The following is a 23929-nucleotide window of genomic DNA, read 5'->3' as shown; positions in this document are numbered from 1 at the left end:
GAAAGATAATAATGTCAGATGAAGTGCTTTTCTGTCCGCTGTACAGTGGAAGCAGTGGAAATAGCATTTTAATTTCATATAAAGACACCTCAATCATAGTTGATGCTGGTGTGAGCTTTAAAAAAATTGCACAGGCACTTGAAAAAATAGGATTTAATAAGAAAATTGATGCAATTTTACTTTCTCATGACCACTCTGACCATGTTAAATGTGCAGGCATTTATTTTAGAAAGCTCAATGTTCCCATTATAACAAATTACAAAACATGGGAAAGTATAAAGAGGTTTCTTGGTAAAGTGGACGAAAGCTATGTAAAGCTAATTGAGACAGGGACAAGCTTTTCGGTAGGTAGCATTGGAATTGATACATTTTCAATACCTCACGATGCATCTGACCCGATGGGGTTTTGCTTTTATGTCAAAGACAAGAAAGTTTCAATTTGCACAGATGTTGGACATGTAAGTGACAGCGTTGCCAGAATGATAGATTTTTCAGATATTATTTTGCTTGAATCAAACCACGACGTTGAGATGCTGATGTTCGGACCTTATCCATATTATCTTAAGCAGAGAATAAAGAGTGACAAAGGTCATCTTTCAAATGAACAGGCAGCTCAGATGATTTTAAGACTGAATCTTGCTCGTACAAGAAGGATTTATTTAGGACATCTGAGTGAGGAAAATAATCACCCGGATGTTGCGCTTTTGACAGTGAGTTCAATTTTAAAGCAGCATGGTGTATTTGAAAGCTATAATTTTTCTCTTGAAGTTGCAAAGAGGTACCAACCATCTCTGTGCTCTTTACTATAAGGAATTTTTTGAAAGGGGAGAATTTAAAAGTGAAGATTGCAATAGGTTCTGACCATGCAGGATTTTCTTTGAAAGAGGCGATCAAGAAACATCTTGAGAAAAAAGGGGTTGAATACAAGGACTTTGGAACGTATTCTCAGGAGTCTTGTGACTACCCGGACATTGCAAAGGATGTGGCGCTGGCAGTAAAAAACGGGCACTTTGACTTTGGTATACTCATCTGCGGGACAGGAATTGGAATCTCTATTGCTGCGAACAAAGTTAGGGGAATTAGAGCTGCGCTTTGTCATGACACATTTTCTGCTAAGGCTGCACGAGCTCATAACAATGCAAACATTCTTGCGATGGGTGCAAGGGTTATCGGTGAAGGGCTTGCATGTGAGATTGTAGATGCCTTTTTATCTTCAACTTTTGAAGGTGGAAGGCATCAGAGAAGAGTTGATAAGATACATCTGATAGAAGATGAACAGAGATAGAAAAAATCCTCACAAATTTTTAGAAAGGAGTAAAGAGTATGGTAGAGTACAAGAAAAATGTATACGTGTTTGACCATCCTTTAATTCAGCATAAACTAACATTAATTCGTGACAAAAACACAGGGGTTAAAGAGTTCAGAGAGCTTGTTGAAGAGATAGCAATGCTCATGGCGTATGAGGTTACAAGAAATCTACCTTTAAAAGAGGTTGAAATTGAAACACCTGTTGGAGTTGCAAAGTGCAAAGTGATCTCTGGAAGAAAACTTGCAATTGTGCCTATTCTGCGCGCCGGGCTTGGCATGGTAGATGGACTTTTAAAGTTAATTCCTGCTGCAAAGGTGGGGCATATTGGTCTTTACAGAGACCCTGAGACTTTAAAGCCTGTTGAGTATTACTGCAAACTTCCACAGGATGTCCACGAAAGAGACATAATTGTGCTTGACCCGATGCTTGCAACAGGGGGGTCTGCATCTGCTGCGTTTGACTATATAAAAAGATACAATCCTCAAAGTTTGAAGCTCATGTGCCTCATTGCAGCACCAGAAGGGATTGAAAGGTTAACTCAGGATCATCCGGACGTTGAGATTTATTGTGCAGCAGTTGATGAAAAACTAAATGACCACGGCTATATAATACCCGGACTTGGTGATGCCGGTGACAGACTGTTTGGTACAAAGTAGCATTGGATAAGTTACAAACACAAGTTCAAAGAAGTTGTATGGAGGATTTTTGAAATGAGACCTACATGGGATGAATACTTTATGCAGATTGTGGATATAGTAAAAGAGCGCTCCACTTGCCTCAGAAGGAAGGTTGGAGCTTTGATTGTAAAAGACAAAAGGATTCTTGCAACAGGGTACAATGGAGCACCGACAGGCCTTCCTCACTGTGAAGAGGTTGGGTGCTTAAGAGAAAAGCTAAATGTCCCTTCAGGGCAGAGACATGAGCTTTGCAGAGGACTCCATGCAGAACAAAACGCCATAATCCAGGCAGCAAAAATGGGTGTTGTGATAGATGGAAGTGTAATTTACACAACAACATATCCTTGTGTGATATGTGCAAAGATGATAGTAAACGCAGGGATAAAAAAGGTCATATACAAAGGTTTGTATCCAGATGAGATGAGCCAGAAGATCTTTGATGAAGCGGGAATAGAGGTTGTAAAGTTTGAAGAAAATGGTGAAGGTGATTTGAAATGAAAAGACAAACGTTTATTGTACTTGCTGCTGGTGAAGGCAAAAGAATGAAGTCAAAGTATTCTAAGGTTGTTCAAAAAATAATGGGAAAACCAATGATACTTTATCTGATTGACGAGATTGAGAAAAACTTTGAAAATAGCGAGATAGTGGTTGTTGTTGGCAACAAAAAAGAGGATGTCTGCAAGGTTTTAGAAGGCAGGAATGTAAAATTTGCTTATCAAGAAAAGCAGCTTGGGACTGCCCACGCGGTGATGTGTGCAATGGACATGGTCTCAAAGCAGGCAGAAGATGTATTTGTTCTTTATGCAGATGCACCTTTTATTAAAGCAGATACACTAAAAAGAATTTCTGAAAAAAGAAAGAAGGAAAACGCATCGCTCTGTCTTTTGACTGCCATCTTCGAAAATCCGTATGGTTATGGGAGAATAATTTCTGATGAGAATGGTAATGTTTTAAAGATTGTCGAGGAGAAGGACGCAACAGATGAACAAAAACAAATAAAAGAGATAAATCCTGGATTTTATTGCTTTGCAAGAGATGCGCTTGAAGATGTTTTGGCAAAGATAGACAATAACAACAGCCAGCACGAGTATTATCTTACAGACAGCATTGAGATACTAAATAAAGAAGGCAAGAAGGTGGTAAAAATTGCATGTGATGATAATTTTGAGGTAATGGGCATTAACTCAAGGTATGAGCTTTTTTTGGCTGAGCAGGAGCTGAAAATAAGAATAAATAAAAAGCACCTTGCAGAAGGTGTTCAAATGATAGATATGTATTCTGTCTACATTCATCCAGATGTGCAGATAGGTAAAGACACAGTGATATATCCCGGCACATTCATACTTGGCAACACTACAATAGGAGAAGAGTGCGTAATTGGACCGAACTCATACATTGTGAATTCAAAAATAGGTAATAAGTGTCATGTGTGGTTTTCGGTGATTGAGGATTCTGAGATAAAAGACAATGTAAAGGTTGGACCTTATGCGCACTTGCGACCAAACAGCATCTTGGAAGAAGGAGTCAAGATTGGCAACTTTGTTGAGGTGAAAAACTCAAAGGTGGGCAGAAACACAAAGTCAGCTCATCTTACATACATTGGAGATGCTGACATAGGCGAAAATGTGAATTTGGGCTGCGGGACCATATTTGTAAACTACGATGGGTATAAAAAGCACAGAACGGTTGTTGAAGATAATGCGTTTATTGGCTGCAACTCAAATCTTGTAGCACCTGTTAAAATTGGGAAGAACGCCTACATTGCGGCAGGTTCTACAATCACAGATGATGTTCCTGCAGATGCTCTTGCGATTGCCCGTGAAAGGCAGACTATAAAAGAAGGCTGGGTTTTAAGGCGCAAGAAGATGTATGAAAGCCACAATAATAAATAATAAAATGAATAGATTTTGTAGACATTTTAAGATAAATTTATTAAATATTTTGTGTTATAATATAGTTTGCGTGGGAAAAGGGTAGAAAAATTAACTTTTGTGCTGGGGGTAAAAAAAGTGATAACACATGGTAAAGAGATAAAAATATTTACTGGTAATTCAAACAAGGAGCTTGCAGAAGAGATAGCCAGTCACCTTGGTAAAAAACTTGGTGATGCAGAGATTGGCAGGTTTTCAGACGGTGAGATATCAGTTAGAATAAACGAAACTGTGCGCGGTGCAGATGTTTTTGTAGTCCAGTCAACCTGTCATCCTGTGAATGAAAATCTGATGGAACTTTTAATCATGATTGACGCTTTCAAAAGAGCTTCGGCAGGAAGAATAACAGCTGTGATACCATACTATGGATATGCAAGACAGGACAGAAAAGCACGAGCACGCGACCCAATCACAGCAAAACTTGTTGCAAATTTGATAACATCTGCAGGGGCAGATAGGGTCCTGACAATGGACCTTCATGCACCTCAAATTCAAGGGTTTTTTGATATACCACTTGACCATCTAATTGGTGTTCCAATTTTAGCAAAATATTTTATGGAAAATGTGAACTTAGAGAATGCTGTGGTTGTATCGCCAGATCTTGGAAGTGTGACACGTGCACGCAACTTTGCAACAAAGCTTGACCTGCCGCTTGCCATAGTTGACAAAAGAAGACCCAAAGCAAATGTTGCTGAGATTATGAACATAATTGGTGATGTGAAAGACAAGACATGTTTGATGGTTGATGATATGATAGATACAGCAGGTACTATTGTTGCTGCAGCTCAGGCTCTTATGGATTATGGTGCAAAGGAAGTTTATGCATGCTGTACGCACCCGGTTTTATCCGGACCTGCTGTTGAGAGGATACAACAGTCGCCTATTAAAGAGCTTGTTGTGCTCAACACCATTCCACTTCCGCCTGAAAAGAGGATAGATAAGATAAAGGTGTTGTCTGTTGCAAGCCTTTTTGCTGAAGCAATAACAAGAATATACGAAGATGTGGCTATTTCTACCCTTTTTGACGAATATATAAGCACAAAAGGAAACAGATAAAAATTAGTATTAAGAAGATAAATAAAGGCTGTCTTTTGAAATGTTTTAAAAGGCAGCCTGTTTTTGTAAATAAAAGGAGTGAGTAGAAATTGGATTATATCATTGCAGGACTTGGGAATCCTGGTGAAAAATATACCTTTACAAGACACAATGCAGGTTTTTTGGCGATTGACTATTTAGCTCAGCTTTTCAATACAAAGGTAGATAAAATAAAGTTCAAAGGTTTGGTTGGCAGCTTTGAATATGCCGGTAAAAAGGTTTTGCTTTTAAAGCCAATGACATATATGAACGCAAGCGGAGAAAGTATCATAGAGGCAGTGAACTTTTATAAGATAAAACCTGAAAAGCTTATTGTGATTTACGATGACATAGCCTTTGATGTTGGAGTTGTGAAGATGAGGAAAAAAGGGTCTGATGGAGGGCACAACGGCGTAAAATCAATAATACAGCGCCTTGGCACAGTAGAATTTCCAAGAATCAGAATAGGCATTGGCATTCCAAAATATGATATGGTAAAATATGTTTTGTCTGAATTTGAAGATGGTGAAAAAGAAAAAATATTCAGAGCAATTGAAAAAGCATCAAACGGTATAAAAATCTTGCTTGAAAGTGATATAGATAGGGCAATGAATTATATAAACGGGGATGTGGTGGTGTAGGCTTGTTAAAGGTTTTAGAAAAACTTGAAAGTTTCAAAAGGCTTGAAGAAGATGTAGTAAAAAAGAGCCTTCCTCTTGTTGTTACAGGCCTTGGTGAGATGGGGAAAGCGCTTGTGGTCAAATCTCTATGTGAAAAGTTTAACAAAAAGGCGTTGTTTATCACAACTCAAAGAGCAAAGCTTGAATGGGAAAGAAGGTTTATGAGCCTTTTTAATAGTGTGGTGAGTCTACAAGAGAGAGAAAATCCTTTTGTGGTATCTTTTGCAAAGAGCAGAGATTCTGAAATTAACAGAATGGAACAATTTGTGAAGATTTTTGAGGACGGTTTTGATGTTCTCATATTAAGTAGCCAGAACCTTTTTGAAAAGTACACAAATTTAAAGTTTGATTATATCTATCTTACAGAAGGTCTTGATATTGAGCTTGGTATCCTTATAGAAAAGCTTTTAAAATTCGGATATGAAAGAGTGAAAACTGTAGAAAAGAAAGGACAGTTTTCGCAAAAGGGTGGCATAGTTGATATATATCCTGTAGCAAGTAGGTACCCTGTGAGGATTGAGTTTTTTGGAGATACGATAGACACAATTAGACTTTTTGATGTTGAAACTCAGAAGTCTTTTGAAAGAATAGATAGTGTGAAGATTTACAAGGCAATTGAGTGGGATTTGGAAGAGGACTTTTCAGAAGGTTTAAAACGCGTTAAGGAAGACTACAAAAAAATGAAATTGAAATTGAAGGAAGATGGCAGAAAGAATTTAGAGGAGAGTTTCAGAGAGGTTGTAGAAGAACTTCAACTAAATGTTGAAAGACTGTATCCCTATTACTACCAACAATTTTTCTCAGTTATTGATATTTTTGGTGAATGTCTTATCTTTGTTGACGAGTACAACCAAGTCTATAGCAGCTTGAAAACTTTCGAACAAGAGACACAAGAGATGTTTTCAGACCTTTTAGAAAAAGGATTTGTGCTTCCAAAAATGGCAGAGTGTTATTTTACCACGAGCGAAGTTTTAGAAAAGCTTTCGGGGTCGATAATTCTTCAAACATTTGTCTCAGTTATAAAGGAGCTTGAACTCAAAGATATCATTTCTTTCAATTTTCTCAGGGAGCTTCCTTCTTATAATGGGCAGAAGGAAGTTTTAATAGACGATTTGAAGTATTACATGTCCAAAAGATATACCATAAACATCTTTACAGGAAGTCGGACATCACTTGAGGACTTGGCAGATGCACTTTTAAGAGAAGATATACAGTTTTCTGAGGCTGAAGAACCAGAAGTAGAAAGAACGGGAGTGTATCTAATAGCCCGGTCTATTGAAAAGGGCATTGAAGTGCAAGATCTCAAATGGGTTTATCTTTCGTTTTTCCACCTTGAAAAGAAGAAGGAAAATGAGACAAAAAAGAGGGTAAAATCTAAAAAGGATGCCTTTTACACAATTGAAGATTTAAAACCAGGCGATTTTGTTGTTCATAGGACACACGGTATTGGTAAATTTTTAGGATTCGAAAAGATTACTGTTGAAGGCACAACAAGAGAATATGTAAAGCTTGAATATGCCAATTCTTCTTATCTTTATGTTCCAACTACTAACTTAGATGTAATTGAAAAATATATTGGAACTGATAATGCACAGCCTAAACTATCAAAACTTGGATCCCAAGAGTGGCAAAAGCAAAAACAAAAGGTGAGAAAATCTCTTGAGATTGTGGCAAAAGACTTAGTTGAACTTTATGCAAAAAGACAGCTTAGAAAAGGTTTTAAATTTTCGAAAGATACTGTGTGGCAAAAAGAGTTTGAAGAGAAGTTTCCATATACAGAGACAGAAGGTCAGCTTCAGGCCATAGAAGAGATTAAGAGGGATATGGAAAGTGAAAAGCCAATGGATAGAATACTTTGCGGTGATGTTGGTTATGGCAAGACTGAAGTTGCAATGAGAGCAGCGTTCAAAGCTGTGATGGATTCAAAACAGGTAGCAGTGCTTGTTCCCACAACAATCCTTGCTCAACAACATTACATGACATTTTCTGCCCGAATGAAAGATTTTCCAGTAACAATTGAGGTCCTTTCGCGTTTAAAAAGTGAGACACAACAAAAGAAAATTATAAAAGGGTTAAAAGAAGGTACAATTGACATTGTGATTGGTACACACAGGCTACTTTCGAGTGATGTTAAATTCAAAGACCTTGGACTTTTGATTATTGATGAAGAGCATAAGTTTGGCGTTGAAGCAAAAGAAAAGATTAAAAAGCTAAAAACAAATGTTGATGTTTTGACCCTCACTGCAACGCCCATACCAAGGACGCTTAACATGGCACTTTTGGGAATTAGGGATTTGAGCGTGATTGAAGACCCGCCAGAAGATAGATACCCTGTGCAGACGTTTGTAATTGAGTACAATGAGAGGATAATAAAGGAGGCTATTTTGAAAGAAATTTCAAGAGGAGGTCAGGTATTTTATCTTTACAACAGGGTAAAAGACATAAACGATGTGGCAGCTAAACTTCAAAACCTTGTGGGCGATAGTGTGAAAATTGCGTGTGCTCATGGGCAGATGGAAGAAGAGGAGTTAGAAAGAGTCTTACTTGATTTTATTGAGGGCAGGTATGATGTGCTTGTGTGTACAACGATTATAGAGTCTGGGGTTGACATGCCAAATGTTAATACACTTATTGTGGAAGACAGCGATAGACTGGGTCTTGCTCAGCTTTATCAGCTAAGAGGAAGGGTTGGTCGGTCTTCAAGGCTTGCGTACGCATATTTTACATTTAGAAAAGACAAGGTGCTGTCCGAACAGGCACAAAAAAGACTTGCTGCAATAAAGGAGTTTACAGAACTTGGAGCTGGTTTTAAAATTGCCATGAGAGACCTTGAGATAAGAGGTGCTGGGTCTTTGCTTGGAAAGCTTCAGCATGGGCATATAAACAGTGTTGGGTATGATATGTATATAAGACTTCTCTCAGAAGAGATAAGGCGTGTTAAGGGTGAAAATATCCAGCCAGAGATTGAACCTCAGATAGATATAAAGGTCAGTGCGTTTATTAGTAGCAGCTACATTGATGATGAAAAAGAGAGAATTAATATGTACAAAAAGATCTCGTCAATTGAATCAAAAGATGATGTAAACGATATTTACGATGAGCTAATAGATAGGTTTGGAGATGTTCCAAAAGAGGTTGACAATTTAATAAAGGTTGCATACTTGAAATGTTTATGTAAAAAGACAGGGATAATAAGTATTTGGCAGTTTCAAGAGGATTGTTTTAAACTTCAGTTTTTGAATATAAAAATGCTTGAAACTGCAAAAAAGATTTTTTTGGAAAAAGGACTTTCATATTCACAAAACAAGGATGATACGTTACAGCTCTTGCTTGCAAGTAACTGCCTCGATACTTTAATAGCTATTTTAGAAGATTTACAAGAAAATTAAAAAAGTTTTTACAATTGGGGTGCTTTAAATTAATCATTTATTGTTTTATAATATTGATATTATCAAAATACTTTTAACAAAGGAGAAGGGATGTATGGATAAAAGAACAAAAATTGTACTTTTTTCTATTGTAGCAACTGTACTTCTGATAATTCTTATTGCTGTAACACCAGAAATAGTAAAGTACGTAGATGAAAACAGAGCAGTTGCCATAGTAAATGGCGAGAAAATAACAAAAAAGGAGTTTGCCATCAACTATAAGTCTCAGGTAAACTACTATGGACTTGACAAAGCATTTTTATCTCAAAAGGTTGGAGATAAGACATATGAGCAGCAGATAAAAGAAAATGTTTTGGATGGTCTTATAATACGACAGATTGAACTCCAGCAGGCAAAAAAGAGAAATATTACTTTAACAGCAGAGGAAAAGAAGGCAATTGACCAGCAAATTCAGCAGTATAAATCAGACTCTCAATCAGGGGCTGAGTTCAAGCAATATCTTCAGACAATTGGTGCAACCGAAAATGAATATAAGGACCAGGTAATAAAATCCCAGATTGTTTCTAAATTGTATAATGAGGTGACAAAAAATCAAAGAGCGACAAATGCTGAGATTGAAAATTATTACAATTCACATAAATCAGATTTTGTCCAGGTAAAAGCAAGCCATATTTTGTTTAAGGTAAATGATTCTAAAGAGGAATTAGAAAAAAAGAAAAAGGCTGAAGAAGTTTTACAGATGATAAAAAGCGGTCAGAGCTTTGAAAAGCTTGCACAAAAGTATTCTGAGGATGAGACTACAAAACAAAAAGGTGGCGATCTTGGGTATTTTAGGAAAGGACAGATGGTAAAAGAATTTGAGGATGCTGCATTCTCTCTTAATATTGGTGAGATAAGTAGCGTTATCAAAACAAGTTACGGCTTTCATATTATAAAGGTGACAGATAAAAAACAGCTTCTTCTCAGCGATGTCAAAGATGAGATAAAATCAACAATTGAGAGTCAGAAAAAAGAAGAGTATTATCAAAGCTTGATTAAGAAATGGAAAAAAGGAGCAAAGGTAAAGAAGTTTGAAGATGTTCTAAAGAGTGTATCAATATAGGTTTGTTTTTAGCTTTAAAATTGAGGTGTGAATTTAAAGTGAGTCTTTTGGAGAAGGTAAAAATCAATATAGAGAAATATTGTATGTTAAAAGAGGGGTTTAAGGTACTGATAGGATGTTCAGGCGGCGTCGATTCGATGGTATTGCTTGATTGTATCTGCAGGCTAAAAAATGAGTACAATTTGGATATAACTGTTGCACACCTTAATCATATGCTAAGACCTGAGGCAGATGATGATGAGAAATTTGTAATTGAAATGTGCAAGAGGTATAATATTAAATGTATTACTCGAAAAGTTGATGTTGCGCAACTTAAAAAAGAAAAAGGACTTTCTGAAGAGGAAGCTGGAAGAAACGCAAGGTATAGTTTTTTTTATGAGATAGCCCAAAAGTTTAACATCGACAGAATACTTCTGGGACATAACAAAAACGATGTAATTGAAACTTTCTTTTTGAATTTATTTAGAGGAAGTGGTTTGGAAGGTCTTGCATCTGTCCCTCCTGTACGTGATATTGTTGCAAGACCTCTTATAAATATCTCAAGGGAAGAGATTGAAGAGTATGCCAAAATAAATAATATTCCATTTGTTGTTGATAAAACAAATTTTAGTCTTAAATATAAGCGAAACATTGTAAGGAATGAAATTTTGCCATTTATAAAAGAGAAATTTGGCGAAAGTGTATTAAATATCATTTATCGAACTGTCGAAGTAATAAGAGAAGAAAATAATCAGATAGAAGCACTTGCCAATAAATATTTTCAGGAATGTGTTCAAAAGGAAGATGTTTATTATGTTTTAAATATCGAGAAAGCAAAAAATCTTCCAGCATTTTTGCGAAGAAGAATTATAAAAATTATGCTTGAATATTATAATTCTACAATTTCGTATGATATGTTAAAAGAGGTTGAAGAGCTATTTTTTCTTTCGTCTGGCAAGAAAAAGGTATATAAAGATGTGGTTGTTGAGAAGCAAAATGATTCGCTGGTATTTTACAGAAAAGCTGAAAAAAGTTCTTTTTGTTTTGAGATTTGTTTAGATAAGGAACATCAAATATTTTACAAAAATTTCAAGTTTAATATTAAAACTACTCACAAAATTGAAAATCAAAAAAGTATATACATCGATATCCAACAGATATCTGAAAAAAAGTTATTCCTCAGAACAAGAAGAGATGGTGATTTTATTTATGTTAAAGCAGGCAAAAAGAAATTAAAAGAATGGTTTATTGATAAAAAAATTCCTAAACGATGGCGTGATTCTATTTTGCTTCTTGCAAAGGATAGTGAAGTGATTGCTATATTTGATATTTATTCCGATACAGTTACTATAAATCAAAATTACAAGATAAAACCAGATTCAAAAATTTATTTAGAAGTAAACGTACGAAAAATGGAAGGAGACGGATGACAGTGAAAGATTTACCACTTAAGGTTAAAGAAATTTTGATAACAGAAGAGCAGATAAAACAAAGGGTAAAAGAGCTTGGACAAAAAATTTCTGAAGATTATAAAGAAAGTAGCGATTTTTTAATGGTTTGTATCTTAAAAGGCGGAGTAATTTTTATGGCAGACCTTTTAAGGCAGATAACTATTCCTGTTAAGATAGAGTTTATGGCTGTGTCAAGTTATGGTAACTCAACATCTTCATCGGGAATTGTAAGAATACTAAAGGACCTTGATACAAGCATAGAAGACAAAGATGTTTTACTTGTTGAGGATATTGTTGATACAGGTTTAACTTTAAGGTATATAACCGAATATTTAAAAGGAAGAAGGCCAAGGAGCCTAAAAATTTGTACTATGCTTGATAAACCCAGTAGACGTAAGGTGGATGTAGAAATACATTACAAAGGGTTTGAGATACCAGACAAATTTGTGATTGGTTATGGACTTGATTATGCAGGTCTTTACAGGAACCTGCCTTATATAGGTGTTTTAGAATAGAAAGAAATTCAATTTAACAATATTTGAAGGGAGTGCCTATTTACAATTGAGGAACCTATTTAAAACAGCAACAATTTATATCCTAATAGCTCTTATCATTCTGTTACTTGTAGATATTTTAAGTGGAGGGCTTTCGTACAATCAGCTTTTCTCAAATTTGAGCGAAAGAAGGGAGGTAATTTATTCAGAACTTATAAACGATATAAACGATGGTAAGGTGACAAGAATTGTTTTAAGTTACAATAATGTGTCTGGGCAATATGCTGATGGTACCAAGTTTGACAATGTTTTTGTTCCGTCTCCAGACAAATTTTTAGACCAGATACAGCCAGCAATCCAGGCAAAAAAGATTCAAATAGTGACAAAAGAACCTCCGCAGGTTCCATGGTGGCTTTCGACCTTTTTGCCAATGTTAATTTTTGCAGGGCTAATGATTTTTGTTTGGATATTCATGCTGCAGCAGACCCAGGGCGGCGGTAGCAAGATAATGTCGTTTACAAAATCTCGAGCAAAGACAATTCAAGACCTCAAAAAGAAAGTCACTTTTGCAGATGTTGCGGGGGCAGATGAAGAAAAAGAAGAGCTCAAAGAGGTTATTGACTTTCTCAAAAATCCGAGGAAGTATATTGAACTTGGTGCAAGAATTCCAAAAGGTATTTTGCTTGTTGGACCACCTGGAACTGGTAAAACACTTTTAGCAAAAGCAGTTGCAGGCGAGGCAGGAGTGCCCTTCTTTAGCATATCTGGGTCTGACTTTGTTGAGATGTTTGTTGGTGTTGGTGCAGCGAGAGTAAGAGATTTATTTGACCAGGCAAAGAGAAATGCTCCGTGTGTTGTGTTTATAGACGAGATAGACGCAGTTGGAAGACACAGGGGTGCAGGGCTTGGCGGAGGACATGATGAAAGGGAGCAAACATTAAACCAACTTCTAGTTGAAATGGATGGATTTGGCACAAACGAAGGAATAATTGTAATGGCAGCAACAAACAGACCTGATATATTGGACCCTGCACTTTTGCGACCTGGTAGATTTGACAGGCAGATTGTTGTAAATGTTCCTGATGCAAAGGCAAGAGAGGAGATTTTAAAAGTTCATGCACGAAACAAGCCTCTTGGTGAGGATGTTGACCTTTCTCAAATAGCAAAAATAACTGCTGGATTTACTGGTGCTGACCTTGAAAATCTTTTAAATGAGGCTGCACTTTTGGCAGCAAGGAAGGGTAAAAGACAGATTAACATGGAAGAGGTTCAGGAAGCTGTGGCAAAAGTGTTGATGGGACCTGAAAAAAGAAGCAGGGTTTACACTGAAAAAGAAAAAAAGCTTACAGCATACCATGAAGCAGGTCATGCAATTGTTCGTACAATGATTCCAGATTCAGAACCTGTTCATGAGGTTTCAATTATACCAAGAGGATATGCTGGCGGATACACTATGTATCTTCCAAAGGAAGATAAGTTCTATGCGTCAAAATCTGATATGATGAGAGAAATTGTAACACTTCTTGGTGGAAGAGTTGCTGAAAAGCTTGTTTTGGAAGATGTATCAACAGGTGCAGCATCTGATATAAAAAGAGCTACCAAGATTGCAAGGGACATGGTAACAAAATATGGAATGTCTGATAAGCTTGGTCCTATGACTTTTGGAACAGAGCAAGAAGAAGTGTTCTTGGGAAGGGACCTTGCGCTTGCAAGAAACTACTCTGAGGAGGTTGCTGCTGAAATAGACAGGGAAATAAAAAGTATTATTGAAGAAGCCTATAAAAAGGCTGAAGACATACTAAAACAAAACATTGATAAGCTTCATAAAGTAGCAAACGCACTTTTGGAAAAAGAAAAACTTACAGGTGAGGAATTCAGAAAACTTGTTTTTGAGGACGCTCAGCCACAGATGATTTAATGATGTGAAAGATTATAAAAATGTAGTTGCATTTTTTCGAGAAATATAGTATAATAGAAATGAAAGGACAAAGGCGTCCTGAAATTTAAAGTGGGCGTCTTTGTCCTTTTTGTTTATGTATCAAAAATCTTTAAATGGAGGGGAATTTGGTAATGAAGAATTACACCAAGGAAGACATTATTCGCATATGCAAGGAGCAGGATGTAAAATTTATAAGGCTTCAGTTTGTGGACATTTTCGGAATTTTAAAGAATGTTGCTGTCCCTGTTGAGCAGCTTGAAGCAGTGTTGAACAATGAAGTTATGTTTGATGGTTCTTCAATCGAAGGGTTTGTGAGAATTCAAGAATCAGACATGTATTTAAGACCAGACCTTAACACATTCACAATCTTTCCATGGAGACCGTCACCAAACAAAGTAGCAAGGTTAATTTGCGATGTTTATCTTCCAGATGGAACACCTTTCCCTGGGTGCCCACGCGGTGTGCTAAAGAAAATGCTCAAAAAAGCTGAGGAGATGGGATTTAAGTTTTTTGTTGGACCAGAGATAGAATTTTTCTTGTTCCTCACAGATGAGAATGGTAACCCAACTTTGCATACACATGACCAAGGCGGATATTTTGATTTGGGTCCTGTTGATTTGGGTGAGGATGCAAGAAGAGACATGGTATTGACCTTAGAAGAGATGGGATTTGAGATAGAGGCATCTCACCATGAGGTTGCGCCTGGCCAGCATGAGATTGACTTTAAATATGACGATGCACTTTATACAGCTGACAATGTTGTGACATTCAAGCTTGTTGTAAAGACAATTGCACAAAGACATGGTCTACATGCGACATTTATGCCAAAGCCAATATTTGGTATCAATGGTTCTGGTATGCATACAAATATGTCTCTTGCAAGGGTATCTGATGGGAAGAATGCATTTTTAGACCCAAATGATAAGCTTCAACTTTCAAAAGAAGCATATTACTTTATTGGTGGTCTTATGAAGCATGCAAGAGAGTTTGCGCTTGTTACAAACCCACTTGTAAATTCATATAAGAGACTTGTGCCAGGGTATGAAGCACCAGTTTACATTGCATGGTCACCAAGAAACAGAAGCCCGCTTATAAGAGTTCCAGCTAAAAGAGGCCAGGCAACAAGGGTTGAGCTAAGAAATCCTGACCCATCAGCAAATCCATATTTGGCATTTGCAGCTGTTTTAGCGGCTGGACTTGATGGCATTAAGAACAAGATTGAGCCACCAGAACCAGTTGAAGAAAACATCTTCATAATGAGCGAAGAAGAAAGAGCAAAACGCGGAATTGGAAGTTTGCCGGGAAGCTTAGAAGAAGCTATAAAGGAATTTGAAAACAGTGCTCTTATGAGAGAGACACTTGGAGATCATATCTTTGAAAAGTACTTAGAAGCAAAGAAACTTGAATGGGATGATTACAGAACAAAAGTACATCAATGGGAGATTGACTCATATCTCACAAAGTACTAATAATAATAAAGGCTGCCTTCTCAAGATAAAAGAGGCAGCCTTTATTGTATTTGATATAAATTCAAAAATTTTTATGCCTTTTTAGCATTTAAATATCTATCAATGCTCTCTGCAGCTTTTTTACCCATTCCCATTGCAAGAATGACAGTAGCTGCGCCTGTGACAATGTCGCCTCCTGCAAAAACACCTTCAATATTTGTCATAAGGGTTTCATCTACTTTAATAGAACCGTTAGGATTTAGCTCAAGGTCAGGTACGGCTTTTTTGATAAGAGGATTTGGGCTTTGTCCGATTGCAACAATGAAGTTGTCTGCTTCAAAGACAAAGTTTGAACCGTCTATAGGTTTTACACTTCGCCTGCCTGAGGAATCTTCCTTTGATAACATCATTTTTACAAGTTCTATAGCTCTGACATGTCCTGAATCATCACCTATGAACCTCACAGGACTTACAAGCTCAACTATTTTTATTCCTTCTTCTTTTGCGTGAACGATTTCTTCTTTTCTTGCGGGCATCTCAGTCTCAGTTCTTCGATATAAGATATATACCTCACTTCCAAGGCGTCTTGCCACTCTTGCAGCATCCATTGCAACGTTCCCACCGCCAATTACACCGACCTTCTTACCAAGTTTGATTGGTGTATCATATTCAGGAAACTTATATGCTTTCATGAGGTTTATCCTTGTTAAAAACTCATTTGCTGAATATATCCCGTTTAAAAACTCACCCTCAATGTTCAGAAAATTGGGAAGTCCAGCGCCAGAGCTTATAAATACAGCATCAAACCCTTCCTGCTTTAAATCTTCCAACTCAAATGTCTTGCCGAATATCATGTTTGTTTTAAACTCAACGCCCATCTTCTTTAGATTTTCAATCTCCCACTCAACAACCTCCTTTGGAAGTCTGAACTCAGGTATTCCATAGTATAAAACCCCACCAAGTTTATGGAATGCTTCAAATACTGTAACTTCATAACCCATCTTTGCTAGAGACGAGGCACATGAAAGTCCTGCAGGTCCTGAACCAATTATTGCAACCTTTCTGCCGTTTGGCTGAGGCTTTGAAAATTCAAATTTACAGTTTTGTCTGAACCAATCAGCCACAAATCTTTCAAGTTTGCCAATAGCAATTGGTTCACCTTTTATTCCACGGACACAGTTCTGTTCGCACTGAGTTTCCTGAGGACATACACGCCCACATATAGCGGGAAGAAGGTTTGTCTCAAGTATCTTAAAGTAGCTTTCTTTGAATTTTTTTTCCTTTATAAGCTGAATGAACTCAGGAATTTTAACTCCAACAGGGCAGCCTTTTACACACGGTGCATTTTTACACTGCAAACATCTTTGTGCTTCCATAACAGCTTCATCAGATGTGTAGCCAAAACACACTTCATCAAAGTTGTGTATCCTCTCAATAGGTTCCTGTTCCCTGATAGGAACTCTTTTTAACATGTCCAATTTTTCTATTCCCCCAATCCAATTTTGCATTTATGTTCATTGTACGAAATATTTTCAAGGTCTTGATAGTAGGAATTTTTTTTCATAAGTCCATCAAAGTCAACCTCAAATCCATTAAAAATAGGACCATCAACACAGGCAAATTTTACTTCATTTCCAATCTTTACTCTACATCCACCACACATACCTGTTCCATCAACCATAATTGGATTGAGACTGACCAAAGTCTTGATTGAAAACCTTTTTGTAATGTCAACAACTGCTTTCATCATTGGAACTGGTCCTACAGCAAATATTTCATCATACCTTTTGCCACTTTCTAAAAGATCATTTAATATATCAGTTACAAATCCTTTTTTTCCATAGGAGCCGTCGTTTGTAGAGATGTAGAGATTATTGCAATATTTTTTTAATTCATTTTCAAAAAAGATATTTTCTTTTGATCTTCCGCCAACGATAATATCTATGTTTTTGCCTTCACTGTAAAGCATCTTAACTTTTGAAAATATTGCTGGTATTCCAAGTCCACCCGCCACAAAAAGGTAATCTTTATCTTCCGGGCTGTGCTCATATGGCATACCAAGTGGACCAATAAAATCAATTATTTTGTCACTGAGGTTTAGCTGGGATAAAAGCAATGTTGTTTTTCCTACAACCTGAAATATGATGTATACAATTCCCTTTTCATTGTCAAAATCTGCAATTGTAAGAGGAATCCTTTCTCCATTTTCTGTAACCCTTAAAATTACAAACTGGCCGGGCTTTGCCTTTTTTGCAACCTGTGGGGAGTATATGCCCATCAGCCATACATTTGGTGCTAAGTTTTGCTTTACAACAATCTCATTCATTTTACATCACCTATGTTAACACAGATTTTAATATATAGTATCAAAAAAGCTATAAAAATTCAAACATAAAGTTTGACAAAAACTTGACTATTACTCTTTTGTAGGGAAAGCTTCTCTGTTGTGTAGCATATAATCCTAAATAAGAGAAATGTTCTGGAGGACAAGAGATTGAAAAAGGATATTGAAAAAAGAGTAATATTGGCAGCAGAAATAATGATTAAGTACAATGCAACTGTGAGAAAGGTTGCAAGGATTTTGGGTGTGTCAAAGTCTACAATTCATAATGACCTTACAGAAAGGCTTTTGTACATCGACAAAGGACTTTACAGACAGGTAAGAGCTATATTGGAAAGAAATAAGCAAGAAAGACATATAAGGGGAGGACTTGCAACTAAGAGAAAGCATCTTATCAAAAAATCACAGCTTCTTTCTAAAAATAGTGGTATAATATAGCTTATAAAAATTTTGTGCAGGAGAGATCAAAAGATGAGAGCAAGTTTTGACAAACTTGTGGAAATTATGGATATACTAAGAAACAAATGCCCATGGGATAGACAACAGACACATGAAAGTCTTAAAAAGTACCTTATTGAAGAGACATATGAAGTTATTGAAGCTATAGATGAAAAAGACTTTGAAAAACTCAAAGAGGAACTTGGTGACCTGCTTTTGCAGGTAGTATTTCATGCCAAAATTGCTCAGGAAAATGGTAGATTTGATATCTACGAGGTTGTTTATGATATCTGTCAGAAGATGAAGAGAAGGCATACACATGTATTTGGTAGCGACAACTTTTCAACCGCTGAAGAGGTTCTTCAGAACTGGGATAAGATTAAAAACAATGAAAAAGAAATTGAAACTATTACAGATAGTATGAAAAGAATACCGAAACATCTTCCAGCTCTTATGAGAAGTTTTAAAGTTCAAGAAAAAGCAGCCAAGGTAGGTTTTGATTGGGGAAGTTATGAGGGAGCTTTAAATAAGCTATATGAAGAGATTGAAGAACTTAAAGAGTGTTTGTCAAAAAATGATGAAAAAGAGAAAATAGAAGAAGAAATTGGCGATATTCTTTTTGCAGTTGTAAATATTGCAAGGTTTTTTGATGTTGACCCTGAAGAAGCCTTGCACAGAACAGTTAAGAAATTTATAACCAGATTTTCATATATAGAAGAAAGTGTTTCCAAACAAGGCAAAAAATTGGATGAAATATCCCTTGAAGATATGGACAAATTTTGGGAAGAGGCAAAAAAAGTTTAGAAAAGGCTTGAAAAAAGAAGGATTTTTGATATAAATATAGAATAGAAATATTTAGAATATCACAAAATACGCGAGGAGGTAAGAAAAAATGAACAAAACAGATTTGATTTCGGCAATGGCAGAGAAGAGTGGTCTTACAAAGAAGGATGCTGAGAAGGCACTAAATGCGTTTGTAGATGCTGTAACAGAAGCACTCTCTAAGGGGGAAAAGGTTCAGCTTGTTGGTTTTGGTTCATTTGAGGTAAGAGAGAGAGCGGAAAGAGTTGGTAGAAATCCTCAAACTCAAGAAGAGATAAAGATTCCAGCAACAAAGGTCCCTGTGTTCAAAGCAGGTAAAATGTTGAAAGATGCTGTTGCAAAATAGTTTTTGGTCAAGATAGAATTTTCAAAAAAGAGGGGTATAAAGTTTTTGGTATTAATTCGGCTGCAGCCAGTTTTAGCTGCAGCCATAAATTTTTCACTACTTTTTGGTTTTTCGAAAAGGTTCAAAAAAGGTGGGGAGTTTTAAAAATGCGAATAGATAAATATCTGAAAGTGTCGAGAATTATCAAAAGAAGGACTTTGGCTCAGCAAGCATGTGAAGCAGGAAGAGTATTTGTGAACGGAAGAGTAGCAAAACCATCGACTGATATCAAAGTTGGTGATATCATTGAGGTACACTTTGGTGATAGGGTTTTTAAATGCAAAGTAGCAAGCGTTGATGAGAAGGTTCAAAAAAATTTAGCAAATTCCATGTATGAAGTGATTGAGTAAAGCTTTCAGGTGATGTTTTGACATAATTTTAGGTCAAAGGGAATATAGTTATTATGTAACATTGAAAGTATTTTTAAAGGATGCCACATGGTAATGGATGAAAGAAAAAATCTAAAATCTAAAATTCATAATGTGCTTATCGAAAACAGGGAAAAGATCACGATAAATGGTGTTGATGATGTTGAGAGCTTTGATGAAAACAATATCATACTTATTGTCAATGATGAATTGCTTGTAATAAAAGGGTTTGACCTTAGAATAAATAAAATAAACACAGAGACAGGTGAGGTATTCATAGAAGGACAGATTTATTCACTTGAGTATGGCGAAAGTTCTAAAAAAGGGTTGCTATCACGACTTTTTAAATGAGAGGCGAAAAGAATTGCCGGCAAGCGTATTTGATCAAATTTCAGATTTTACAAGTTGTTTTTTCCTTGGATTTGCTGTAGGAATTGTATTTGATTCATTCTTTTTCAAGAGAATTTTGAAGCGCCGAACAAAAGAGATTCTGTTTTTTATATCATCAGTTTTATCCACTGCAGTATTGATAGTAGGTCTTATGTTTATAAATTTTTATACACTCAAATGGTACACTTTTTTGGCAATAGCTTGCGGTATTTATGTTTATAAAAATACCATTTCGCCACTCTATAAAGAATTTTTAAAAAAGGTGAACAAAGTTTTATCTTTTAATAAGAAATGAATTGTGATAGAATATAACTACACTTTTGAGAGTTTCCGAAAAGGAAGACAAGCCATGAAAAGAATATTTAAAGTTTTAAAGAGAGTTTTTGTGCTTGTATTTATAATAGCCTTTTTTGTATATTCTGCTACTACAATTTTTAAGCAGCAAATGATTTTAAGACAGGTAAAGGCTCAGCAGCGGGAAGTCATTGTCCAGATAGAAAAAATCAAAAAGGAAAATGAATATCTAAAAAGGCTTGCGCAGTATGTTGGTACAAAAGACTACATTCAGCAAGTGGCGAGGGAAAAGCTTGGGCTTGTGGGTAAGGATGAAATTGTGTTCATAGATAAGAACAAAAAGAAGAAGGAGTAGAGGAGGCAATTTTGTGTCTATAAAAAGAGGTCAAATATTAGAAGGTGTTGTAAAAGGTATAAGAGAGTTTGGGGCATTTGTTGAATTACCAGGAGGCAAAGTTGGGCTTGTCCATATTTCAGAAGTTGCAGAAGAATATGTTGAGGATATAAGAAAATATTTAAAAGAAAATCAAATAGTTAAAGTAAAGGTTATTAATATCAAACAAGATGGTAAAATTGGCCTATCGATAAAAAAAGCTAAGGAAACAATGAAAAGAGAAAGTGGGAAAAAAAGATCTAAAGATGATTTTGAAGAGAAACTTTCAAGGTTTTTAAAAGAAAGTAATCAAAAGCTCAGTGAGTATAACAAAAGATTTGACGGAAAAAGAAGATAACAGCCTGTTTTAAAATTGAAACAGGCTTTTAATTTAGAATAAGTATGTCAAAAAAATATCAAAAGAAGGTAAGGGGGAGAAAAATTGTTCAAAAAAAAGAACATCTCACTTGCAGTTATAAGAAGACTACCAAGGTATCTTCGGTATGTTGAAGATCTCTTAAACCATGATGTAATGAGAATATCCTCGTCAGAGCTGAGCCAGAGAATGGGTTATACTGCTTCTCAGGTAAGGCAGGATTTTAACAATTTTGGCGGGTTTGGTCAGCAAGGATATGGTTACAGCACACAGGTTCTTTATGAGAATCTTGTAAAAATTTTGGGACTTGACAGGAATTTTAAAATGGTCATTGTGGGAGTAGGTAACTTGGGGCAAGCACTGGCAAACTATGCTAACTTCTATAAAAAAGGGTTTAGACTCATTGGACTTTTTGACATTGACCCTCAAAAGGTGGGTAAAACTATACGTGATATAAAGATTGAACATATTGACAGGCTTAAAGATTTTATAAAGAAGAACGATGTTGATATAGGTGTTTTATGTGTACCAGCAGATGTTGCGCAAGAGGTTGCAGATATAATGGTTGAAGGTGGAATAAAGGGTATTTGGAATTTTACTGCAAAAGAGATTGAAGTAAAAGGTGATGTGGTTGTTGAGAATGTGCATCTGATTGACAGTCTGATGGTCTTGTCGTACAAGCTAAATGAAAAACTTCTTGAAAAAGAGAGAATAAAGTAAGGCTTGAGGTGAAATTAATGCAATATATAAGTACAAGAGGAGATAAAGAGGTAAAGGCAAAAGAGGCTATTTACAGGGGAATAGCTGAGGATGGGGGGCTTTACACCCCTGTTTTCATTCCTCATATTGATTTGAGTAAGATAAAAAATATAGAATCTTATGCAAATCTTGCAAAATATATATTTGAGCTCTACCTTACTGATTTTACGAATGAAGAAGTTGCTGATTGCATTGACAAGTCATACAGCCGTGGAAAGTTTGATGCAAAAGATGTTGTTGTTGTAAAAAAGCTTGACAGCCGCCTTTTTGCGCTTGAACTTTGGCATGGTCCGACATACGCTTTTAAAGATGTTGCATTGCAGGTGCTTCCTCATCTTTTGTTAAAATCAATGCCAACTTTTTACAAACAGGCACTCATACTTGTTGCAACATCAGGCGATACTGGCAAGGCTGCCTTAGAAGGTTTTAAGGATGTTGATAGAACAAAAATAGTCGTGTTTTATCCATCTGAGGGTGTATCTGATGTTCAAAAAAGGCAGATGACAACCCAGGAAGGCAGAAACACTTTTGTTGCTGGGATAAGAGGCAATTTTGATGATGCCCAATCAGGAGTGAAAGAGATTTTCACAAGCAAAAAATGCATAGACACAATCGAAAATCTTGGGTTTTTCTTTACCTCCGCAAACTCAATAAATTTTGGTAGATTATTGCCACAGATTGTATACTATATTTGGAGCTATCTTGTACTTTTTAAGAATGGTGATATTCGCGAAGGTGAAAAAATAAACTTTGTTGTTCCGACAGGTAATTTTGGCAATATATTGGCAGGTTTTATTGCAAAAATCATGGGAATTCCTATAAATAAGCTTATTGTTGCTTCTAATATAAACAGTGTAGTTGCTGATTTTATCAGGACAGGCTTATATGATAGAAGAAGAGAGTTTTACAAAACAATTTCACCTTCAATGGATATTCTTGTTGCAAGTAATTTGGAGAGGTTATTATATTTGGTAACAAAAGATTCAAAAAAAGTTAAAAAGTACATGTTAGATTTGAAAGCTGAGGGGTATTTCAAAGTTGAAGAAGAAATTTTAAAAGAGATTCAGGAAAGTTTCTGGGGTGATTTTTCCACAGATGACCAGACAAGAAATAGTATAAAGAGCATTTACCACAAGTATGGCTATCTTGTTGATCCGCATTCTGCTGTTGGGTTTGATGTTTACAGAAAGTACCAGAAGCAGACATTTGATAATACAAAAACAGTTGTACTTCAAACCGCAAATCCTTACAAGTTTGCAAAAGATGTTTTGAACGCTTTGTTTGATGGTGAATATAATAATATTGACCCGTTTGAAGCTGTAGATGTTTTGTATGCAAAGACAGGTGTCGACATTCCGGAGGGGATTAAAAGCCTTCTTGCAAAACCGATTTTACATCCTGATGTGATAGAAAAAGATAAGATGTTTGATTTTATATTAGAGAAAATAAGAGATAATTGAAGAAATTTTAAAAAATAACCCGAAAAATATATAATTTTTGACGATAAAGGCTTGAAAAAAGAAAAAAATGTGCTAAAATAGAGGTTGAAAAATGAATATTGAAAGATGGATATCTCGGTAGGCGAGGCTCCTACAGGGATATAGGCTGCTGCCGCGAAAGATTGGAGACAATCTGAGCTGGTAAACAGGTTTTGCCGAAACCAAGGCATAACCTAATGCAGCTTTTTATGCCGTGTAGTGCCAAAGCTTGTACGAGGTAGCTTTAAAAGGGCGAAAAATGTGCTTTCACCTCGTTTTTAAGCTTTGGGTGAAAGCACTTTTTGTTTCTAATATCAATGTATAAAGTTTTGCTATTGCGAAAATTTTTTTAAAGAAGGAGTTGAGAGGAAAGATGGATTCTGGTCCTGTGAGTAAGCAGGATTGGACAACAAAAAACAATTGTACCTTAAG

The 23929-nt window shown here is 36.1% G+C and carries 25 protein-coding genes and 1 riboswitch; of the genes, 23 read left to right on the top strand and 2 right to left on the bottom strand.

The window, feature by feature from the left end; all coding sequences use genetic code 11:
- Positions 1-11 precede the first annotated feature (11 nt).
- The 13 genes from CaldiYA01_RS09110 (at position 12) to glnA (ending at position 15494) form a co-directional block, all read left to right on the top strand.
- Positions 12-809 (top strand): MBL fold metallo-hydrolase, encoded by a 798-nt coding sequence (locus CaldiYA01_RS09110; RefSeq protein WP_207178994.1) that lies wholly within the window; start codon positions 12-14, stop codon positions 807-809.
- A gap of 29 nt (positions 810-838) precedes the next feature.
- Positions 839-1285 carry a ribose 5-phosphate isomerase B gene (gene rpiB, locus CaldiYA01_RS09105; protein ID WP_207178993.1) on the top strand — a complete coding sequence of 149 codons (447 nt, stop codon included), beginning with the start codon at positions 839-841 and terminating at the stop codon, positions 1283-1285.
- A gap of 38 nt (positions 1286-1323) precedes the next feature.
- The gene (gene upp, locus CaldiYA01_RS09100) at positions 1324-1965 is read left to right on the top strand and encodes a uracil phosphoribosyltransferase (RefSeq protein ID WP_207178992.1); all 642 of its coding nucleotides are present in this window, start codon (positions 1324-1326) and stop codon (positions 1963-1965) included.
- A 54-nt stretch (positions 1966-2019) separates the two neighbouring features.
- A complete protein-coding gene (locus CaldiYA01_RS09095; protein ID WP_207178991.1) occupies positions 2020-2484 on the top strand; it encodes a deoxycytidylate deaminase in 465 nt (154 codons plus the stop codon).
- Positions 2481-3878 carry a bifunctional UDP-N-acetylglucosamine diphosphorylase/glucosamine-1-phosphate N-acetyltransferase GlmU gene (glmU, locus tag CaldiYA01_RS09090; RefSeq protein WP_207178990.1) on the top strand — a complete coding sequence of 466 codons (1398 nt, stop codon included), beginning with the start codon at positions 2481-2483 and terminating at the stop codon, positions 3876-3878. Before CaldiYA01_RS09095 ends, glmU begins: the two co-directional genes overlap by 4 nt.
- A 117-nt stretch (positions 3879-3995) precedes the next feature.
- Positions 3996-4973, top strand: coding sequence for a ribose-phosphate diphosphokinase (locus tag CaldiYA01_RS09085; RefSeq protein ID WP_013403879.1), 978 nt, complete (start codon positions 3996-3998; stop codon positions 4971-4973).
- A gap of 89 nt (positions 4974-5062) precedes the next feature.
- Positions 5063-5632, top strand: coding sequence for an aminoacyl-tRNA hydrolase (pth, locus tag CaldiYA01_RS09080; RefSeq protein ID WP_207178988.1), 570 nt, complete (start codon positions 5063-5065; stop codon positions 5630-5632).
- Between the two features lie 2 nt (positions 5633-5634).
- The gene (mfd, locus tag CaldiYA01_RS09075; RefSeq protein WP_207178986.1) at positions 5635-9060 is read left to right on the top strand and encodes a transcription-repair coupling factor; all 3426 of its coding nucleotides are present in this window, start codon (positions 5635-5637) and stop codon (positions 9058-9060) included.
- 94 nt (positions 9061-9154) lie between these two features.
- On the top strand, positions 9155-10162 hold the full coding sequence (locus CaldiYA01_RS09070) for a peptidylprolyl isomerase (protein WP_207178984.1): 1008 nt from the start codon (positions 9155-9157) through the stop codon (positions 10160-10162).
- Between the two features lie 38 nt (positions 10163-10200).
- Positions 10201-11571, top strand: coding sequence for a tRNA lysidine(34) synthetase TilS (gene tilS / locus CaldiYA01_RS09065; protein ID WP_207178982.1), 1371 nt, complete (start codon positions 10201-10203; stop codon positions 11569-11571).
- Positions 11568-12107, top strand: a complete 540-nt coding sequence (gene hpt, locus CaldiYA01_RS09060; protein ID WP_207178975.1) for a hypoxanthine phosphoribosyltransferase — start codon at positions 11568-11570, stop codon at positions 12105-12107. Before tilS ends, hpt begins: the two co-directional genes overlap by 4 nt.
- 46 nt (positions 12108-12153) lie before the next feature.
- Positions 12154-14004: an ATP-dependent zinc metalloprotease FtsH gene (ftsH, locus tag CaldiYA01_RS09055; protein WP_207178973.1), complete on the top strand. Its 1851-nt coding sequence runs from the start codon at positions 12154-12156 to the stop codon at positions 14002-14004.
- A 152-nt stretch (positions 14005-14156) separates the two neighbouring features.
- On the top strand, positions 14157-15494 hold the full coding sequence (glnA, locus tag CaldiYA01_RS09050; RefSeq protein ID WP_207178971.1) for a type I glutamate--ammonia ligase: 1338 nt from the start codon (positions 14157-14159) through the stop codon (positions 15492-15494).
- Between the two features lie 71 nt (positions 15495-15565).
- Here glnA and gltA read toward each other — a convergent pair whose 3' ends face one another.
- Both gltA and CaldiYA01_RS09040 read right to left on the bottom strand, forming a co-directional pair.
- A complete protein-coding gene (gene gltA / locus CaldiYA01_RS09045) occupies positions 15566-16981 on the bottom strand; it encodes an NADPH-dependent glutamate synthase (protein WP_207178968.1) in 1416 nt (471 codons plus the stop codon).
- On the bottom strand, positions 16957-17799 hold the full coding sequence (locus CaldiYA01_RS09040; RefSeq protein ID WP_207178966.1) for a sulfide/dihydroorotate dehydrogenase-like FAD/NAD-binding protein: 843 nt from the start codon (positions 17797-17799) through the stop codon (positions 16957-16959). Before CaldiYA01_RS09040 ends, gltA begins: the two co-directional genes overlap by 25 nt.
- A 168-nt stretch (positions 17800-17967) precedes the next feature.
- On the opposite strand from CaldiYA01_RS09040, the gene CaldiYA01_RS09035 reads away from it, so the two are divergent.
- From CaldiYA01_RS09035 to thrC, 10 genes are all read left to right on the top strand, one after another.
- Complete coding sequence (locus CaldiYA01_RS09035) at positions 17968-18252, top strand: sporulation transcriptional regulator SpoIIID (protein WP_207178965.1); 285 nt, start codon at positions 17968-17970, stop codon at positions 18250-18252.
- 33 nt (positions 18253-18285) lie between these two features.
- Positions 18286-19056: a nucleoside triphosphate pyrophosphohydrolase gene (gene mazG, locus CaldiYA01_RS09030; protein ID WP_207178964.1), complete on the top strand. Its 771-nt coding sequence runs from the start codon at positions 18286-18288 to the stop codon at positions 19054-19056.
- A gap of 88 nt (positions 19057-19144) precedes the next feature.
- Positions 19145-19420, top strand: a complete 276-nt coding sequence (locus CaldiYA01_RS09025) for an HU family DNA-binding protein (RefSeq protein WP_011916753.1) — start codon at positions 19145-19147, stop codon at positions 19418-19420.
- A gap of 146 nt (positions 19421-19566) precedes the next feature.
- The gene (locus CaldiYA01_RS09020) at positions 19567-19809 is read left to right on the top strand and encodes an RNA-binding S4 domain-containing protein (protein ID WP_207178963.1); all 243 of its coding nucleotides are present in this window, start codon (positions 19567-19569) and stop codon (positions 19807-19809) included.
- A 93-nt stretch (positions 19810-19902) separates the two neighbouring features.
- Positions 19903-20178, top strand: a complete 276-nt coding sequence (locus CaldiYA01_RS09015) for a YabP/YqfC family sporulation protein (protein ID WP_207178962.1) — start codon at positions 19903-19905, stop codon at positions 20176-20178.
- Between the two features lie 13 nt (positions 20179-20191).
- Positions 20192-20512, top strand: coding sequence for a spore cortex biosynthesis protein YabQ (gene yabQ / locus CaldiYA01_RS09010; RefSeq protein WP_207178959.1), 321 nt, complete (start codon positions 20192-20194; stop codon positions 20510-20512).
- A 54-nt stretch (positions 20513-20566) separates the two neighbouring features.
- On the top strand, positions 20567-20866 hold the full coding sequence (locus CaldiYA01_RS09005; RefSeq protein ID WP_207178956.1) for an FtsB family cell division protein: 300 nt from the start codon (positions 20567-20569) through the stop codon (positions 20864-20866).
- A gap of 13 nt (positions 20867-20879) precedes the next feature.
- A complete protein-coding gene (locus tag CaldiYA01_RS09000) occupies positions 20880-21242 on the top strand; it encodes a S1 RNA-binding domain-containing protein (RefSeq protein ID WP_207178954.1) in 363 nt (120 codons plus the stop codon).
- Positions 21243-21326: 84 nt separating this feature from the next.
- Complete coding sequence (locus CaldiYA01_RS08995) at positions 21327-21980, top strand: redox-sensing transcriptional repressor Rex (protein WP_207178953.1); 654 nt, start codon at positions 21327-21329, stop codon at positions 21978-21980.
- A 17-nt stretch (positions 21981-21997) separates the two neighbouring features.
- Positions 21998-23479, top strand: a complete 1482-nt coding sequence (thrC, locus tag CaldiYA01_RS08990) for a threonine synthase (RefSeq protein WP_207178950.1) — start codon at positions 21998-22000, stop codon at positions 23477-23479.
- A 106-nt stretch (positions 23480-23585) separates the two neighbouring features.
- Positions 23586-23742, top strand: a riboswitch (M-box (ykoK) riboswitch).
- The last annotated feature ends 187 nt before the right edge of the window (positions 23743-23929 follow it).

This window comes from Caldicellulosiruptor diazotrophicus (genome assembly GCF_017347585.1).
Classification (GTDB): Bacteria; Bacillota; Thermoanaerobacteria; order Caldicellulosiruptorales; family Caldicellulosiruptoraceae; genus Caldicellulosiruptor; species Caldicellulosiruptor diazotrophicus.
Note: the sequence above shows the minus strand (reverse complement) of the source record. Positions and strands in the feature narration are given on the sequence as shown.

Bases quoted from the DNA above. Each gene is read 5' to 3' on its own strand.
- hpt (WP_207178975.1), top strand. From the start codon at position 11,568: ATGACAGTGAAAGATTTACCACTTAAGGTTAAAGAAATTTTGATAACA.
- upp (WP_207178992.1), top strand. From the start codon at position 1,324: ATGGTAGAGTACAAGAAAAATGTATACGTGTTTGACCATCCTTTAATT.
- CaldiYA01_RS09040 (WP_207178966.1), bottom strand. From the start codon at position 17,799: ATGAATGAGATTGTTGTAAAGCAAAACTTAGCACCAAATGTATGGCTG.
- gltA (WP_207178968.1), bottom strand. From the start codon at position 16,981: ATGCAAAATTGGATTGGGGGAATAGAAAAATTGGACATGTTAAAAAGA.
- CaldiYA01_RS09110 (WP_207178994.1), top strand. From the start codon at position 12: ATGTCAGATGAAGTGCTTTTCTGTCCGCTGTACAGTGGAAGCAGTGGA.
- CaldiYA01_RS09005 (WP_207178956.1), top strand. From the start codon at position 20,567: ATGAAAAGAATATTTAAAGTTTTAAAGAGAGTTTTTGTGCTTGTATTT.
- CaldiYA01_RS09025 (WP_011916753.1), top strand. From the start codon at position 19,145: ATGAACAAAACAGATTTGATTTCGGCAATGGCAGAGAAGAGTGGTCTT.
- thrC (WP_207178950.1), top strand. From the start codon at position 21,998: ATGCAATATATAAGTACAAGAGGAGATAAAGAGGTAAAGGCAAAAGAG.
- CaldiYA01_RS09095 (WP_207178991.1), top strand. From the start codon at position 2,020: ATGAGACCTACATGGGATGAATACTTTATGCAGATTGTGGATATAGTA.
- glmU (WP_207178990.1), top strand. From the start codon at position 2,481: ATGAAAAGACAAACGTTTATTGTACTTGCTGCTGGTGAAGGCAAAAGA.
- CaldiYA01_RS09020 (WP_207178963.1), top strand. From the start codon at position 19,567: ATGCGAATAGATAAATATCTGAAAGTGTCGAGAATTATCAAAAGAAGG.
- CaldiYA01_RS09070 (WP_207178984.1), top strand. From the start codon at position 9,155: ATGGATAAAAGAACAAAAATTGTACTTTTTTCTATTGTAGCAACTGTA.
- glnA (WP_207178971.1), top strand. From the start codon at position 14,157: ATGAAGAATTACACCAAGGAAGACATTATTCGCATATGCAAGGAGCAG.
- mazG (WP_207178964.1), top strand. From the start codon at position 18,286: ATGAGAGCAAGTTTTGACAAACTTGTGGAAATTATGGATATACTAAGA.
- CaldiYA01_RS09015 (WP_207178962.1), top strand. From the start codon at position 19,903: ATGGATGAAAGAAAAAATCTAAAATCTAAAATTCATAATGTGCTTATC.